At 64.7% G+C, this 15311-nt stretch carries 14 protein-coding genes; 11 read left to right on the top strand and 3 right to left on the bottom strand.

The genetic code is table 11. The features are described 5' to 3' along the window. Positions 1 to 30: 30 nt before the first annotated feature. Genes IPQ13_02950 through IPQ13_02940 form a run of 3 tightly spaced genes read left to right on the top strand, consistent with a single transcriptional unit; the run spans position 31 to position 3884 of the window. A complete protein-coding gene (locus IPQ13_02950) occupies positions 31 to 927 on the top strand; it encodes a radical SAM protein (GenBank protein ID MBL0209863.1) in 897 nt (298 codons plus the stop codon). Next, complete coding sequence (locus IPQ13_02945) at positions 924 to 2180, top strand: CapA family protein (GenBank protein MBL0209862.1); 1257 nt, start codon at positions 924 to 926, stop codon at positions 2178 to 2180. Before IPQ13_02950 ends, IPQ13_02945 begins: the two co-directional genes overlap by 4 nt. Positions 2181 to 2183: 3 nt before the next feature. After that, positions 2184 to 3884: a hypothetical protein gene (locus tag IPQ13_02940; GenBank protein ID MBL0209861.1), complete on the top strand. Its 1701-nt coding sequence runs from the start codon at positions 2184 to 2186 to the stop codon at positions 3882 to 3884. 409 nt (positions 3885 to 4293) lie between these two features. Here the strand turns inward: IPQ13_02940 and IPQ13_02935 are convergent, their stop codons facing one another. Together IPQ13_02935 and IPQ13_02930 are read right to left on the bottom strand one after the other, a co-directional pair. Beyond that, complete coding sequence (locus tag IPQ13_02935) at positions 4294 to 6000, bottom strand: phospho-sugar mutase (protein MBL0209860.1); 1707 nt, start codon at positions 5998 to 6000, stop codon at positions 4294 to 4296. 41 nt (positions 6001 to 6041) lie between these two features. Beyond that, on the bottom strand, positions 6042 to 6914 hold the full coding sequence (locus IPQ13_02930) for a hypothetical protein (GenBank protein MBL0209859.1): 873 nt from the start codon (positions 6912 to 6914) through the stop codon (positions 6042 to 6044). Between the two features lie 242 nt (positions 6915 to 7156). On the opposite strand from IPQ13_02930, the gene IPQ13_02925 reads away from it, so the two are divergent. Genes IPQ13_02925 through IPQ13_02915 form a run of 3 tightly spaced genes read left to right on the top strand, consistent with a single transcriptional unit; the run spans position 7157 to position 8681 of the window. Then, the gene (locus IPQ13_02925; protein ID MBL0209858.1) at positions 7157 to 7498 is read left to right on the top strand and encodes a TfoX/Sxy family protein; all 342 of its coding nucleotides are present in this window, start codon (positions 7157 to 7159) and stop codon (positions 7496 to 7498) included. A 21-nt stretch (positions 7499 to 7519) separates the two neighbouring features. Further along, positions 7520 to 7966, top strand: a complete 447-nt coding sequence (locus IPQ13_02920; protein ID MBL0209857.1) for a DUF3828 domain-containing protein — start codon at positions 7520 to 7522, stop codon at positions 7964 to 7966. 7 nt (positions 7967 to 7973) lie between these two features. Next, positions 7974 to 8681 (top strand): 16S rRNA (uracil(1498)-N(3))-methyltransferase, encoded by a 708-nt coding sequence (locus tag IPQ13_02915; GenBank protein MBL0209856.1) that lies wholly within the window; start codon positions 7974 to 7976, stop codon positions 8679 to 8681. Positions 8682 to 9123: 442 nt separating this feature from the next. On the opposite strand, the gene IPQ13_02910 is transcribed toward IPQ13_02915, so the two are convergent. Then, positions 9124 to 10134, bottom strand: a complete 1011-nt coding sequence (locus IPQ13_02910; GenBank protein MBL0209855.1) for a DUF2235 domain-containing protein — start codon at positions 10132 to 10134, stop codon at positions 9124 to 9126. Positions 10135 to 10721: 587 nt separating this feature from the next. On the opposite strand from IPQ13_02910, the gene mtgA reads away from it, so the two are divergent. From mtgA to IPQ13_02885, 5 genes are all read left to right on the top strand, one after another. Then, positions 10722 to 11477 carry a monofunctional biosynthetic peptidoglycan transglycosylase gene (mtgA, locus tag IPQ13_02905; GenBank protein MBL0209854.1) on the top strand — a complete coding sequence of 252 codons (756 nt, stop codon included), beginning with the start codon at positions 10722 to 10724 and terminating at the stop codon, positions 11475 to 11477. A gap of 75 nt (positions 11478 to 11552) precedes the next feature. After that, positions 11553 to 11822, top strand: coding sequence for a MoaD/ThiS family protein (locus IPQ13_02900; GenBank protein ID MBL0209853.1), 270 nt, complete (start codon positions 11553 to 11555; stop codon positions 11820 to 11822). A 2-nt stretch (positions 11823 to 11824) separates the two neighbouring features. Next, positions 11825 to 12937: an exo-alpha-sialidase gene (locus IPQ13_02895; GenBank protein ID MBL0209852.1), complete on the top strand. Its 1113-nt coding sequence runs from the start codon at positions 11825 to 11827 to the stop codon at positions 12935 to 12937. A gap of 131 nt (positions 12938 to 13068) precedes the next feature. Beyond that, on the top strand, positions 13069 to 13683 hold the full coding sequence (locus IPQ13_02890) for a tetratricopeptide repeat protein (GenBank protein ID MBL0209851.1): 615 nt from the start codon (positions 13069 to 13071) through the stop codon (positions 13681 to 13683). A gap of 138 nt (positions 13684 to 13821) precedes the next feature. Beyond that, complete coding sequence (locus IPQ13_02885; protein MBL0209850.1) at positions 13822 to 15180, top strand: UDP-N-acetylmuramoyl-tripeptide--D-alanyl-D-alanine ligase; 1359 nt, start codon at positions 13822 to 13824, stop codon at positions 15178 to 15180. The last annotated feature ends 131 nt before the right edge of the window (positions 15181 to 15311 follow it).

Raw genomic sequence — 15311 nt, 5'->3', positions numbered from 1 at the left:
CTGAGTAGTGTTTTTCTTTAAGCCCAACCCATGACCGGACTCATTCCAGCCCACCTCGACCACCGCCGCGCCTGGGAGGACTTCGTCTACTGCTATCCGGTGATCTCGCGCCGGTCGAAGGGCGTTTCCCTGGGCGTGAACCTGAATCCCGACAAGGTGTGCAACTTCGATTGCGTCTATTGCGAAGTGGACCGCAGGACCCCCGGCAGGCGCAGCGACATCGACCTGGACCTGCTGGAACGGGAGATGTCCGCCCTGCTGGACCTTACGCTGGACGGCAGCCTGTTCATGTCCCCCCCCTTCGATTCGGCCCGGCCGGACCAGCGGAGGCTCAACGACATCGCCTTCAGCGGCGACGGCGAGCCCACCACGGCCAAGGAATTCGCCGAGGTGGTGGAGCGCATCGCCCATCTCAAGTGGGCGCGGGGCTTGGAGGACGTGAAGCTCGTGCTCATCACCGATTCCAGCCGCCTCCAGGCCCGGGAGGTGGTGCAGGGCCTCGACATCCTGATGGCCAACAACGGTGAGATATGGGCCAAGCTCGATGCCGGCACCGAGGCCTATTACCAGGAGATCAACCGGACCTCCGTCCCCTTCGGGCGCATCCTCGAAAATATTGAAGTTACGGCCCGGTTGCGGCCGCTGACCATCCAGTCGCTTTTCCTGAGTTGGAAAGGGAAGGGTCCGTCCCCGGCTGAAATCGAGGCCTACTGCGGCATCCTGCGAGGGATCCAGGGCATGGGGGGTCGGCTCCAGGCCATCCAGATCTATACCGTCGCGCGTCCCACGCCGGAGCCCGAGGCCAGGCCTCTGGGGGCCGCGGAACTGGATGCGCTGGCCAGCCAGGTGCGCGCTGCGCTTCCCGCAGTCCCTGTCGAAGTCTTCTACGGTCCGGGGGAAGGCCAAGGGCCCGGGGATCCCCATTGATCGATCTGAGAACAGCCAGCCTTTGCCTCCTGCTGGCGTTGGCCTGCGGGCGGAAGCCGGGACCGGCGAAGCCTGATCCCGATGTGGCGCGGCTGCCGAAAGTGGTCGCCCAGGCGCAGCTCGTGGCCGTGGGCGACATCATGATGCACACCGACGTGAAGAAGGCGGCCATGCAGTCCCCCGACCAGGCGGAGGCCGGCTTTCCGAGCCTGTGGGCGGACGTGCTCCCGATCCTCAAGGGCGCGGACATCGCCTTCGGCAACCTGGAGACGCCGGTGGCGCCCCGCACCGGAAAACCCGGCGTGCCCTTCCAATTCAACGCCCCGGAAGGCCTCCCCAGGGCCCTCCGGACCAGCGGGTTCACGGTGCTTTCCACCGCCAACAACCATGCCTTCGACCAGGGCACCTCGGGCATCACCGAAACCCTGGACCGTTTGAAGGAAGCCGGGCTCGTGGCCGTGGGCACCGGCGAGACCCAGGCCAAGGCCGAACAGCCGGTGATTATTGAAAAAAATGGAATTAGATTCGCTTTTTTGGCTTTTACTGATCTATTCAACATAGATCTCAACCGGAAGGCCACGGAACCCTGGGTGCGGCCCCTGGACCTGGAACCCGCCAAGGCAGCCATCAGGGCCGTCCGTTCCAGATCCGACGCTGTGGTCGTTAGCCTGCATTGGGGCAACGAGTACCAGCATGAACCGACCCAGCGGCAGCGCGAGATCGCCCGGGGCCTGGTCGAGGCCGGCGCCGACCTGATCATCGCTTCCCATCCCCATGTCCTCCAGCCCATCGAGCCGCTTGAGGCAGGGGGGCGGACCGCCATCGTGGCCTTTTCGCTGGGCAATTTCATCGCCAACCAGGACCGCTTCTACCGCGCCGACCTCTTTCCGGTATCCGGCGGCGACAACCGGGACAGCGCGGCCCTCCGCGTGGTCTTCACGAAGGAATTGGATTTGAGCGGCCACGAGCAGGTGAAGCTTAGAAATGTGAGTTATGAACCCCTCTGGACTGAAAACAATGCCAGGGACCTGAAGGATGGGAAGGGAGGGCGGCGCGAAGTGCGCGTCCTGCGGGTGAACGCGGCCCTGGAGCTGGCCCGCAAAGAGGTGGACCGCCTGGGCGATCCCAAATCCATGGGCGATGAACCGAGCCGCCGCTCGGCGCTGCTCGAGGCCCAGGAGCGCTTCCGCACTTTGCTCTTGCGCAAGCAGCGCATCGCGGGAATCGTTGGGCCAAGTTTCGAGGGCAGGTGAGCTGTGGACGAAGTCCGGAAACGGATCCAGGGATGTGCGGCGGGCCTTGCGTTGGCGCTGGGCCTGAGCTGCGCCGGGGAAAATCCGTCCATGCCGCTCCGCGCTCCCGGCGTGGAACTGGTCCTGGACCCTGCCTCCCTGCCGGTGGCGCCGGACACCGCGGGCGTCTTCACGGTGACCGTCCGCCCCTTGGATGGTTTCACGGGCGCGGTCGAACTTGCGGTGGCGCCCCAGGGGACGGAGCTGGCGGTTTCGGTGTCTCCAGCCAACCTCAGCCTCGGCTCTGGCCCGGCGACCGCCAAGATAACCGTGCGGGTGCCTGTGTCCGCCACCGCCGGGGATCGCGCCTTCACGCTCCATGCCCGCGGGAATTTCGAAGCGCAGGAATCGGCTTTCAAGGTGGGCGTCCTGGCGGCCCGGCTGCTGCCGGTCTCGACCTACGTCAACTACGACCAGGCCAACCTCCCCTTCATGGCCTTCAAGGATGGCGATGCCTCCTGGCGGCTGCTGGAAGGACAACAGGGTACCTACCTCGCCGCGGTGACGGATCCGGCGGGGCGCTATGGCCTGGCCTATGGGTACAACTGCGCCATCGGCTCCTTCCAGGCCTTCCAGATGAACTACATTTTCCAGACCCTGCCCGAATCGAATTCGCTGGGGGTCTATTTCATCTGCGATCCGCCGCCCGGCCCCGACCCGGTCCTCTATTCGCTGCAGGGCCGCCTGTTGGGCCAGGGAGCCTCATCGGGCTACCTGGTGACCAGCGCGGCCGCGCTGCTGTTCGAGGGCGGCGCTGATTCCTATCTGACCCAGGTGTTGAAGGGCAAGGGGGACCTGGCGGGCTGGCTCTATTCCGATCCCGCTACCCATGCGCCCACGCGGCTGTTCCTGGACCGGGGACGCGACGCGCAGGGGAACGCGGCCCGGGACGTGGACTTCGCCGTCGATGGGTTCGCTCCTGGGCCCGCGCAAGCCATCACCTATGGGCCCGTGGCGGCTGATGAAACCATCCAGGGCAGCGTCCGTTATTTCACGTCGGGAGGGCAGTATTTCGGGCTGGGGGACGGAACGGCCCTGCCGTCCTATGCAGCCTTCCCAGCCGCCTACGGCCTGCCCGGAGACAGCTACGCCTATGGATTCGGCGCCTTCGGCACCGGCCATTGGGAGGCCGTCTACGGGGGCAGCCAGGCCTTGCCGGGGCCCCTGGCCATCAACTTCCCCACACCCGTGCAGCCCTTCCAGGTGGATTGGCTTCCAGGCCCTTACCTGCGTCCGGGATTGAGCTGGGCTTCGGTCAATCCATTGCCGCGGCTGGAACAGTTCGCCTTGATCCAGAACGGGAACCAGGAGCAGGTCTACTGGTACCTGCTGTTCAGCGAAGGCTGGCTGGGGGCGGGCGCCCATGCGGTGCAGGTCCCCGATTTCACGGGCTTCGCGGGGTGGGATGACCGCTGGGGCTTCCGCGCGGGCAGGCCCGTGAACGTGGACCATGGGCAGTTCGGATCCATCAACGGGGGGGAGGTCGGCGCGGCCTCAACCGAAAAGGCCTCGGCGATGATGTTCTCCCGGTTGAACCCAGGCGCGGGCCTGCGGAGGATGCAGGCCCCCGGCCAACAGCAGGGGGCCTTCCGGGTGGTGGGCCTGGCGTCGGTCCCATCGCCGAATTCCTACTCGGCCTTCCGGCAGATGGCGACGACGCCGTAACCCGGTTCGTCGAAGGGTCTCATCAGGACGCCCGCGTCCAATAGCTGGGGGAGCCCTAACGCCTCCAAACCTAGGGCTGAGCACCATCCGAGACGTCGGCCTGCGGCCGACATAGAGGCTCCAGCTCTGCGAACGAAGTGAGCAGGAGGGCGCACCGCGTCCGATAGCTGGAGGGGCCGTAACGCCTCCGACCTAGGGCTGAGCACCATCCGAGGCGTCGGCCTGCGGCCGACATAGAGGCTCCAGCTCTGCGAACGAAGTGAGCAGGAGGGCGCACTGCGTCCGATAGCTGGAGGGGCCGTAACGCCTCCGACCTAGGGTTGAGCAACATCCGAGGCGTCGGCCTGCGGCCGACATAAGGGGCCGTAACGGTTTGGCCAGAAAGGCACTGGCCAAACCATAACGGCCCCTAAATTCCGAGCAACTCCCTGCCTTCCGCTTCGAGCTTGTCGAGCAGCGCGGTGTCCGTGCGGCTTTGGAGGTAGATCTTGAGCTTGGGTTCGGTGCCGCTGGGGCGGAAGGCGGCGAAGGCTCCGCTTTCCAGCCGGAATTTCAGCACATTGCTGCGGGGGATCTCCTGGGCGATATCTTTGCGATCGGGGCGATCCAGGATGGGCTCGACTTGGCCTTTCGGCCCGTGCCATGAACCGCTCTGGAAGTCCTCCCAGGACAGGACTCTTTCGCCGCCGAGCTGCGCGAGGCCAGCGGACCGGATGCGCGCCATGGCATCGCCGAATCGCTGGGCGCCTCCGGGCCGCGGGTCCTCGAGGTTCACCAGGCGGTTGTGGAAGGTGCCGATGCGGGCCTGCAGGGCATCCACGGCTTCGAACAACCCCAAGCCACCGGCCTTGAAATGGCCGATCATTTCACCCACCACGAGTGCCGCCATGACGCCGTCCTTGTCGCGCAATTCATCGCTCAGGAGCATTCCGAAACTTTCTTCGGCGCCGAAGGCGTAGGGTTCGCGGACCTCCACCAGGCGGTCCATGCAGGCGGCGATGTTCTTGAAGCCCGTGAGGGTCCACATGACCTGGAGGCCATGGTGGCGCGCGACTTCGGCCATGAAATCCGAGGTGACCACCGTGCTGACGCACACGCCGCGGAGGCCTTTGTGGCGGCACAGGTAGTCCAGCGTGAGGGCGGCCAGGTCATTGCCGCTCATCAACTCCCAGGCGCCGGCCCGTTTCGCGACCACGCCGATGCGGTCGGCGTCGGGATCATTGGCCAGGATGGCGTCGCTGCCGAGGCGCTGGGCGTCCGCCAGGGGCGCGGCGTAGGCGGCGATCTCCTCGGGGTTGGGGCGGGGGGCGGTAGGGAAGTCGCCATCCTGCGCGGACTGCGATCCGCAGAGATCCAAGGGGATCTGCGCGCGGCGGAAGAGCTCCGGCACGAAGGCGCCGCCGGTGCCGTGGAAGGGGGTGAACAGCAGCTTGGCATGCTCGTACTGGGCGGGCTGCTGGCGCAGGGCCAGGCCCAGGGCCAGGTAAGCTTCTTCGATTTCCTGCGGGATGGAGCGGATGCCCTGGTCCAGGGATTCCGCAGGACTTTTCGGCACCAGGGGCAGCACCGCCGAGTTGGCTTCGATCTCGATATCCCAGGGATCGAGCACCTGCGCGCCGCGGTCGTCATAGGCTTTGTAGCCGTTGTAGGCCTTGGGATTATGGGAGGCGGTGATGATAACGCCGCAGGCGGCGCCTAATTTCCGCATGGCGTAGCAGAGGAAAGGCGTGGGCAGGGGCCGGTCGCCCAGGTACACCTGGAAACCTTCCGAGGCGAGCACCCGCGCGGCTTCCCGGGCGAAATCCGCAGAGTTGTGCCGGGTGTCGAAGCCCACGAGCGCGACCTGTTTGCCCGGCGCGTGGAGTTTCGCCACCGTCGCGAGGGCCATGGTCGTCCGCCGCACGTTGGGCCTGTTCATGCGCTTCAGGCCGGCCCCCATGATGCCCCGGAGGCCGCCGGTGCCGAAGGCCAGGGGTTCCGAAAAGCGGTCCGCCAGCTCGCTCGAGGCCGCGGCGTCTCCGGACTCCGCGCTCGTCATGAGGACCTGCAATTCCGCGCGGAGATCGGCTTCGAGATGCGGCGACGAGAGGTAGGAAAGCGCGACTTCGATGGACATGGGGACCCCTGAGGAGATGGCTTCGGAGCTCGCTCGAAATCTTAGAGCTTCGCCAGCCTCGGCCAAAGCGTCTGGTATTGCCTGAGGAAGGATTGAACCTTGGCGAGCCAGTCGTACAGGGGTTTTTCGTCCTGGCTGGAAAGTCCAAGCGCCTTCTGGATGTCACGGAGGATGTTGGCGGATACCAGGCCGTCCTCGCCCGGATCCGGGAATTTCATCACTGGGACCATGCGGGACACGGTCTTGGAACCCAGTCCCAGGAAGCGTTTTTCGGTCTGGGCATCGGCCTTGAGCACTTCGATCTGCCCGGCCGCCGGATCGCCGAGATCCGCGTCCAGGCCGTTCAGGAGGCGTTTCAGTTCGGGCAATGGGAGCGGATATTCCCGGCGGTCGGCCCACCTGGAATTGGCCATGAGCCATTGGAACACCCGGGACAATTCATCTTCGTGGGTGGCCTTCACACCGGCCTTGCGGCTTGCGGCCTTGGCCCCCCTCAACGGCAATTCGCCCGTTTCATGGGTGATCAGGGCCGAAACAAGGCGGTACAGATCGTCGTGGGAAACCTGGTTGGGCGCGAAACCGTTCAGGTCCAGGTGGATCAGCGTCGCCAGCAGCGCCGTTTGCGCGTTGCCATCGTAGAAGGGGAGTTCGTCGAGCAGGCCCTGGAGCAGGGCGGCGGTCTTCTCCCTGGGATCGGAACCTTCCATCAACAGGCCCGTGCTTTGGAATTGGCGGGACACCGCGGCCTCCAGCAGGACCTCGTCCCGCAGCCCCAGATCCTTCACCGGCGCTTCGGTGGCGGCGGAAAAGGCCACCAGGCCCCGGTGCAGCTCAAGGACACGGGCCTCGGAGAGAAGCTGGATGGAAATCGGCCCGCTGGTGGCGGGGGCTTTGACTCCGGATTTCGCTTTCACCACGGCTCATGCGCTCCAATGACCAGCGCCTGGACCGGGAAGGATTGGAATCGAATGCGCCTCATCTGTCCAAGTGTACCCCGGTCTCTTGCGTGGGTGGGCGCGGGGGTGGTGTGATGCTGGAAGCACCAGACCTGGCGCAGCCAGGATCAGGCTCCCATTTCAAATTTCCGATTTTCGGAAATCGTAAAATCCATTCCTGAGCATGCGAAACCTCCAAATCCATGGAAGAAGGGCTCAAGATGGCGGTTAGCGCGACCTACCGGGAATTTGTGCTGGACCAGTTGGGATCCGCGGCGCCCGTGAGCGCGAGATCCATGTTCGGCGGCGTGGGGATCTACTCGGGCCCGCTTTTCTTCGCGCTGATGGATGACGACCGGCTCTACTTCAAGGTGGACGACAGCAATCGCGCCGACTTCGAGGCCAAGGGCATGGACGCCTTCCATCCCTTTGGGGACGAGCGGGCAATGGGCTATTACGAAGTGCCCGAGGAAGTCCTGGAAGATGCCGAGGAATTGGCGCATTGGATGGCCAAGGCGCTGCGGGTCGCGGGCTCGAAACCGCGCAAGAAGAAAGCCCGCTAAACTCTTTTCATGATTCATTTCGTGCTTCCTTTCCTCCTGGCAACGGTTGCGGTGCGCCCACCGGCGCCGGCCCATCAGAAATGGCCCGCGGAGGTGGCGCGGGCCCTTTACGCGGACCACCTCAAGCACGACATGGGGTTCTCGAAGGCCTCGGTGGCGCGCAAGGCGAAGTGGCTGAGCCCCGATCTGCTGGCCAAACTGAACGCCGAACTGGCCCGGCCGGCCAATCCGGACGAGGTCCCGGCCATCAACGGCGATCCGTTCACGGACAGCCAGGAATATCCCAAGCGGTTCGTGGTCGGCAAGGCTGAGATCATCGGGGATGCCACGCGCATTCCGGTGGTGCTCACGGGCAACGGCCGGCGCCGGACGGTCGCCGTCAAGCTGCGCAACACTCCGGATGGATGGCGGGTGGACGATCTGATCTACGAGGATGGGAGCAGCCTGCGCAGCCTGCTCGGGAAGTGAACCGGGCATGAACCTGGTGCTGCTCCAGGAGGAGGACTTCATCGATCCTCGCCGCGCTCGGCTCGAAGGCCGGCGCTTCGCCCATGTCCTGGATGTCCACCGAGCGGCGGCCGGCGATGCGCTCAGCGTGGGAGTCCTGAACGGCAAGATGGGCCTCGGAAGAATCACCCGCCTGGATCCTGCGTCGCTGGAAATGGAAGTGCAGCTGGATCAGGAGCCTCCGCCCAAACTGCCGCTGACGCTCATACTCGCCCTGCCGCGGCCGAAAGTCCTGAACCGCGCCCTGGCGGCCGCCACCAGCCTCGGCATCGCGCGGATCGTGCTGCTCAACGCATGGAAAGTCGAGAAGAGTTATTGGAAAAGTCCACGGATAAGTGATGAAAATCTGCTGCTGCAACGCATACTTGGGCTTGAGCAGGCCAAGGACACGGTGCTTCCGGAATTGCGCCTGGCGAGGTTCTTCAGGACCTTCGTGGAGGATGAGCTGCCGGCCATGGCGAAAGGCACATTGCCGCTGGTGGCCCACCCCGGTTCAACGGAGCCGTGTCCCCGCGGCGTCGCCCAACCGGCCACGCTCGCCATCGGGCCCGAAGGCGGATGGCTGGATGCCGAGGTCCAAAGCCTGGTCGATTGCGGATTCCGTCCCGTGGACCTGGGCTCCAGGATCCTGCGCGTGGAGACAGCCTTGGCCTCCTTGGTGGGGCGGCTCTATTAAGGCTGCCGCAGAAAAATACAACCTGATCATCCCCCAATCTCAGCCGAGGAAGCGTGCCCGCGAAGGGCCGCGAAGCCGCTGCGCTCTGGCGAAGGGCCGCGAAAAGTGAATTCAACCCGGTATCGCTTCGCGGGGGCGCGCAGCGCCCGCGGGCCTCTGGGCCCGCGAATTCAGGCGGCCCGGCGACGGGCTCGCACCAAGGTGTGATCCGCGCCGGGCCGCCTGAATTCCATCCGCGAGGCTGGCCCATGATGAGTCTCCTGGTCGCCAAAGCGCTGGTGTGGCAATAGAGATTTCGCGGCCCTTCCTTCACCCCGGCATCAGCCTGGCTAATACCCGTGGCATGGCAGCTATTCGCGGCCCTTCGCGGGATGTTTTTTCAGGCTGAGGCTCGTGGGTGATCAGTTTTTCATCTGCCTAATCTGTGGCTTTTTATTCTCTTTCATTGCGGAGGCCAGGGCACATTCGGCGGGCGGTAATCCGCGGTGCCCAGCTGGCGGGCTCTCACGCTTGGGGCGATGAACTGGCCATCGGAGCCCGGGCTGATCTGCCGGACGTTTTCGCCCAGCATCCGATACCAGAAGGTCATGGAATCCTGGATTCCGCCAAGGGCGTCGGGGAGGATGCCGGGCGGCATGTCCAGGTCCAAACCGCAGGCTCTGGCCTTTTCCGCCAACCAGAGCAGGGCCAAGTCCGAGAGCCCATGGTCCACATAGCCGCCTCCGATGTTCGAATGCGCGCCTGGAAACCAGGCCTGCTCCAGGATCTGCGCTCCGGCTCCGGGCTGCCCCTGCCACAGGGTCGGCGCGAAGGGTTTCCGGCGCTCGTCCACGGCCAGGGCCTGGAAGGCGTAGTCGACCCAGGTGCTGAGCTTGACGTCATGGAATTCATAGAATTCCTTGGTCCAGAAACGCAGCGGCCTGAGCGGAATGCCCAGGGATCCGACGGTGTCCCAGACGCCGATGAAGCGGATGCGGGGCTCCCAGGCATAGGCGGCCCGGAAGGCCGCGGCCTCTTCGGCCCGGGGGCTGGAGGCCTCGTCCCGGCGGCGGTAGAGCGCATAGGCCGCATCGAGCTGGCCGCCGTGCTCGCGCTTCAAGAGGCCGCAGTTGCGGACCAGGCCCACCGTGCTGCGCACCAGGTAGGCGCCCCGGCTGAACCCGAACAGGAAGAGTTCATCGCCGGGATCGTAGTTATCGATCAGGAAACGGTAATTAGCCTGGATGATGGCGTCGATGCCTTCGCCGAAAGCTCCGCCCGTGAACCGTTTCCACCAGCCGCCCCGGGCGCCCACGCCGTCATGGTAGTAGACCCGCTGCTCGGTCCCGGCCTGGTCCTGGGGAGCCACGGCCCGGCTCAGTTTCACGACGTTGGTGGGGGTGGGCACGCCGCCGGTGGACTGGTCCGGCTTGTTCCAGGTTCCGTCCGAACAGATGACGAGGCGTTTGGGCATGGGTGTGTGTGGATTCTACTGAGATAGAACCACAGATTCCACAGATCGGGTATCCACAGATTCCACAGATTCACACAGATTCAAAAACAAGAGATTCATACCAAGTTGCATTCAAAGAAATAGAACCATCAAGCCACAAAGGGCACAAAGGGACTCGTCATGTGCGAGCTTCGCAGATGAAATTCAGGTGGCCCGGCGCGGATCACACCTAAGCGTGAGCTCGCCGCCGGGCCACCTGAATTTGCGGACCTTCGGCCCGCAGGCGCAACGCGCCTCGCGAAGCGATTTTGAGCCGAAATCAGCCATGTTGGAGCTTGGTGCTTTCTTCGTGTCTTCGTGGTGAATTTTATCTTTTCGAATGCAAATTCGTATCAGGTCTTGCGGCCATGCCACTTCAGACAAAGGGGCATTTGTGAAACCTTGTAGATGCGGTTCTTCCTCGAAATTCTGGACGGCACACGAAATCAAGTCGGCACTTCCCCATTTTTAGAATCTGTGTGAATCGGTGCAATCTGTGGATTAACCGTTTTTCTGTGTCATCTGTGGTTCAAAGCTGCCAGGTCTGACTGGGCCTGATGACCCGGTTCATGCTTATCTGTGGATTCAGATCCAGCGGGGTAGACGTGGCATCGAAGACGAAAACGTGGTGGCGGCGAGGTCTGCGATGGTCCGCCCTGGGCTTGATGGGTTTCCTAACCGGCAGCGTAGCGCTGGTCCTGCTGCTGCGCTTCGTCCATCCGCCTTTCTCGGCGCTGATGGTGGAGCGGCGCGTGGCCTCGTGGTTCAGCAGCGAACCCTACACGTCGCGCCACACCTGGGTCCCGCTCGACGACATGTCGCCCTCGGTGGGCCTGGCGGTCATCGCCGCGGAGGACCAGAATTTCCCGGAGCATTTCGGATTCGACTGGAAGGCCATTGAAAAGGCCTACGCCCACAACGAGCGGAGCAAGCGCAAGCGCGGCGCCTCCACCGTGTCCCAGCAGACCGCCAAGAACCAGTTCTGCTGGGAGTCCCGCTCCTGGCTGCGCAAGGGCGCCGAGGCCTACTTCACGATGCTCATCGAGCTGGGGTGGTCCAAGCGGCGGATCCTGGAGGTCTATCTGAACATCGTGGAATTCGGCGATGGCGTGTACGGCGTGGAGGCGGCCTCGACGACCTATTTCCACAAGCGGAGCAGCAAGCTGCGCCCCAGCGAAGCAGCTCTTCTGGCCGCGGTGCTGCCGAATCCCCACAAGTACCGGGTGGATGCCCCCAGTGCCTATGTCCGTGGGCGCCAGGCCTGGATCCTGGGCCAGATGGGGCAGCTGGGCGGCGAACAGGTGGTGAAGGACCTGGGGAACTGATTGACAGAGGCCGGCGGGTGCGAGACATTCTGCGACGGCTTCTCACACACAATCCGGTCCCGGAAGGTCTCCCTAATGCCGCGCGTCGTGTTCACGGGCAATCTCCAACGCCACATTTCCTGCCCGCCCTGCACCGTCAGGGGCGGCACCGCGCGGGAGGCGCTGGACGCGGCTTTCGATCTCTATCCCGGATCGCGCGGCTACGTCCTGGACGAGCACGGCGCGCTGCGGGCCCACATGGTGGTCTTCGTGGACGGCCAGGCCGTCTCGGACCGCCGCGGCCTGAGCGATGCCGTGGAAGAGGACGCCGAAGTCTTCGTCATGCAGGCCCTTTCCGGAGGTTGACCATGTCCAGCACCCTGCTCGTTTCCACGCGCAAGGGTCTCTTCACCATCGGCCGGACCATGGCCGGAACGTGGGAGATCCAGGGCGTTTCCTTCCTTGGCGACAATGTGACCTTGGCCCTGGCCGATGCCCGCAGCGGAACCTGGTTCGCGGCTCTGGACCACGGCCATTTCGGCGTGAAGCTGCACCGCTCGAAAGACCGCGGCGCCACCTGGGAGGAGGTCGGCGTGCCGGTCTATCCCGACCCGCCGGAAGGCGTGGAAGAGATCGATTCCATGGGCCGCGTGGTGCCTTGGAAACTCAAGCTCATCTGGTCCCTGGAGCCTGGCCTCGCCTCGCAGCCGGGCCTGCTGTGGTGCGGCACCATCCCCGGCGGGCTTTTCTATTCCGAAGACGATGGCTCTACCTGGACGATGGTGCGGACCCTGTGGGAGGAACCCCGGCGCAAGCTCTGGAATGGCGGCGGCGCGGATTTTCCGGGCATCCACTCCATCTGCGTGGACCCCCGGGATGGGAACAAAGTCACGGTCGGAGTTTCCTGCGGGGGCGTGTGGCAGACCACCGATCGCGGAATTTCCTGGGCCTGCCGGGCGGACGGGATGCGCGCCGAATACATGCCGCCGGACCAGGCCTTCGATCCCGACATCCAGGATCCCCATCGGGTGGTGCAATGCCCATCGGGCCCAGACGTGTTCTGGGCGCAGCACCACAACGGGATTTTTCGATCCACTGATGGCTGCGGCCGGTGGGAGGAGATCAAGGAAGTTGCGCCATCGGTCTTCGGATTCGCGGTGGCCGTGCATCCGGACAACCCGGAGATCGCCTGGTTCGTGCCATCCATCAAAGACGAAAGGCGCGTGCCTGTGGGCGGAGCCGTGGTGGTGACGCGGACCCGGGACGGCGGCCGCAGCTTCGAAACGCTCCGGAACGGGCTCCCGCAAACCCATGCCTACGACCTTGTGTACCGGCACGCCCTGGACATCGACCGCAGCGGATCGCGCCTGGCTTTCGGCTCGACCACCGGCTCGCTCTGGGTCACGGTAAACGGAGGGGACGACTGGCAGACCGTTTCGACCCAATTGCCGCCCATCTATGCGGTGCAGTTCGTGGCGTAGCCGATCGCCCCGGGGGATCCTGCGACTGCGGGGCCCAAGTGAGACAGGGATCACAGCTTTGGAATCCGTTCCATGCAAGAATTCCAGTGCCCTCGCCTCGCTGATGGGCCTGACGGGACGGAGATTCATCCATGAATAAAAACATCGTGATCGGTTTGGTGATCGGCCTGCTGGCCGGATTCATCATCGGCTATTTCACCGGCAACAGCCGCAGCGCCGGCCAGCAGCCGGCGACCATCGCGGCGGCCGTGCCCATGCCATCGCCCGGCGCGCCGGCGGGAATGCCCCCGAACGCGGGAGTGATGCCCAACGCGATGGAAGCCCAGTCGCGCATCTTCGCCAACACCCAGATCGTGGCCCGGGAACCGAAGAACCTCAACGCCTGGAAACAGCTCGGCAACGACTATTTCGACACCCACCAGCCCCAGAAGGCCGTGGACGCCTATGCCAAGGCCCTGGAACTGGAACCGAACAACGCCGACATCCTCACCGACCAGGGCGTCATGTACCGCGAGCTGATGGCCTATGACAAGGCCATCGCCAACTTCGAGAAGTCGGCGAAACTCGATCCCAAGCACACCCAGAGCCTGTTCAACATGGGGGTCGTCTATTCCCAGGACCTGAAGCAGGACGAGAAGGCCATCAAGGCCTGGAACCGCATCATCGAATTGGATCCCGCGAGCCAGCAGGCGGCCCAGGCCCGCGCGGCCATCGCCGAAGTGAAATCGAACCCCAAGATCAAATAGCTGTCGGCTGGGCCAGCATCCTGGCCAGGTGGATTATCATCAGATCGCCGTTCCCGCGGGCAAGCTGCCCTCGGCTGTCCGATCTTCCGCCCCTATCCATCACCTGGCCGGGCCAGGCCGTCCGAACAGGTGGATCCTATGCTGTTCGACCTCAATCAAGTGGCTTCACTCCTCCAGGCCGAGCTGCGGGGTGACGGGTCCGTCTTCCCCGCCGCGCTTTCGCTGGACACCCGCACGCTCCAGCCCGGGGAATGCTTTGTGGCGATCCGAGCGGGCAGGGATGGACACCTCTTCGCCGCCAAGGCCGTAGAGCTGGGCGCGGCCTGCCTCCTGGTGGACCACCTATTGGATCTGCCGATTCCGCAATTGGTCGTGCCGGACACTCTGGCAGCCTTGCAGTGCTGGGGCCAGGCGCGCCTGAAGGCTGTCCGCCCCCATGCGGTGTTCGGCGTCACCGGCAGCGTGGGCAAGACCAGCACCAAGGACCTGCTGGCGGCGGCGACCGGCGGCTGGAAGACGCCGGGGAACCGCAACAATACGCTGGGGATGCCCCAGGCCCTGGCCACCATGCCGGTGGGCGAATCCTCCGCGGTGCTGGAGATGGGCATGAGCACGCCGGGCGAAATCCAGCGGCTGACGGAAATAGCGCCGCCGGATTTCGGCGTGGTCACCCTGATCGGAACCGCGCACATGGAAAATTTCCCTGACGGGCAGGAGGGCATCGCCCGCGCCAAAGGCGAACTCATCGCCGGGCTCCGGCGGGGCGGAGCCTGGGTCCACTTGGCCATGGACCCCTGGTGCCGATGGATTTCCGAACAGGAATGGGCGGGCCAGGAACTGGCCGTGGCCGTCGGGGACGGGGAGGATTACGGCTGGGCGGACATCGAATCCCTGGGGTCCCGGGGCGAGCGGTTCACGCTGCGCTGCCCGGAGTACGACCTGCCAATCGAGCTTAAACTCCGCGGCGCCCACCAGGTGCGCAACGCATCCCTTGCGGCGGTCATCGCGCTGCTGGCGGGCTTCGACCGGGACCAGGTGGCGGAGGGCTTGGGCACCGTGGAACCGGAAGCGGGCCGCGGCCGGCTCCACGCCATGGCCGGCGGCGGCTGGCTGCTGGACGAGAGCTACAACGCCAGCGTCGATTCCATCATGGCCTGCGCGGAATCGCTGCTGGAGCTGAAAGGCGGCGCACCCATGGCGGTGCTGGGCTGCATCAGGGAACTGGGCCAAAGCTCCGAACGCCTGCACCAGGAAGTCGGCGAGGGGTTGCAGGCCTTGGGATTCGAGCGGCTTTGGGTCTACGGCGATTTCGCGGATGCCATGGCCAGTGGCTTCGGCGCGGGCGCGGCCCACTTCCCGGATTTCGACTCCCTGCGGGACGACCCGGCGGGCCTCGGCGCCATTCCAGACGGGACGCGCATCCTGGTCAAAGGCAGCCGCTACTGGACCTCGGAGCAGGCCGTGGCCTGGATCCTGGACCACAAAGGCGTGGCGTGATCACGGAAGCGCAACGGCAAATAAAAAGTGAGACAACGGATACTTAATAAAACAATTTTGGCCACAAAGGGGCACAAAGGTCACAAAGAACTGAAAGCCGGGTTTGGCTTGTGATCGCCCATCCAGGAATG

The sequence above is a fragment of the Holophagaceae bacterium genome, from assembly GCA_016720465.1.
Lineage (GTDB): Bacteria > Acidobacteriota > Holophagae > Holophagales > Holophagaceae > JANXPB01.
This window is presented reverse-complemented; position numbering and strand designations above follow the sequence as displayed.

Bases quoted from the DNA above. Each gene is read 5' to 3' on its own strand.
- mtgA (MBL0209854.1), top strand. From the start codon at position 10,722: ATGCTTATCTGTGGATTCAGATCCAGCGGGGTAGACGTGGCATCGAAG.
- IPQ13_02950 (MBL0209863.1), top strand. From the start codon at position 31: ATGACCGGACTCATTCCAGCCCACCTCGACCACCGCCGCGCCTGGGAG.
- IPQ13_02895 (MBL0209852.1), top strand. From the start codon at position 11,825: ATGTCCAGCACCCTGCTCGTTTCCACGCGCAAGGGTCTCTTCACCATC.
- IPQ13_02910 (MBL0209855.1), bottom strand. From the start codon at position 10,134: ATGCCCAAACGCCTCGTCATCTGTTCGGACGGAACCTGGAACAAGCCG.
- IPQ13_02915 (MBL0209856.1), top strand. From the start codon at position 7,974: ATGAACCTGGTGCTGCTCCAGGAGGAGGACTTCATCGATCCTCGCCGC.
- IPQ13_02935 (MBL0209860.1), bottom strand. From the start codon at position 6,000: ATGTCCATCGAAGTCGCGCTTTCCTACCTCTCGTCGCCGCATCTCGAA.
- IPQ13_02900 (MBL0209853.1), top strand. From the start codon at position 11,553: ATGCCGCGCGTCGTGTTCACGGGCAATCTCCAACGCCACATTTCCTGC.
- IPQ13_02885 (MBL0209850.1), top strand. From the start codon at position 13,822: ATGCTGTTCGACCTCAATCAAGTGGCTTCACTCCTCCAGGCCGAGCTG.
- IPQ13_02925 (MBL0209858.1), top strand. From the start codon at position 7,157: ATGGCGGTTAGCGCGACCTACCGGGAATTTGTGCTGGACCAGTTGGGA.
- IPQ13_02890 (MBL0209851.1), top strand. From the start codon at position 13,069: ATGAATAAAAACATCGTGATCGGTTTGGTGATCGGCCTGCTGGCCGGA.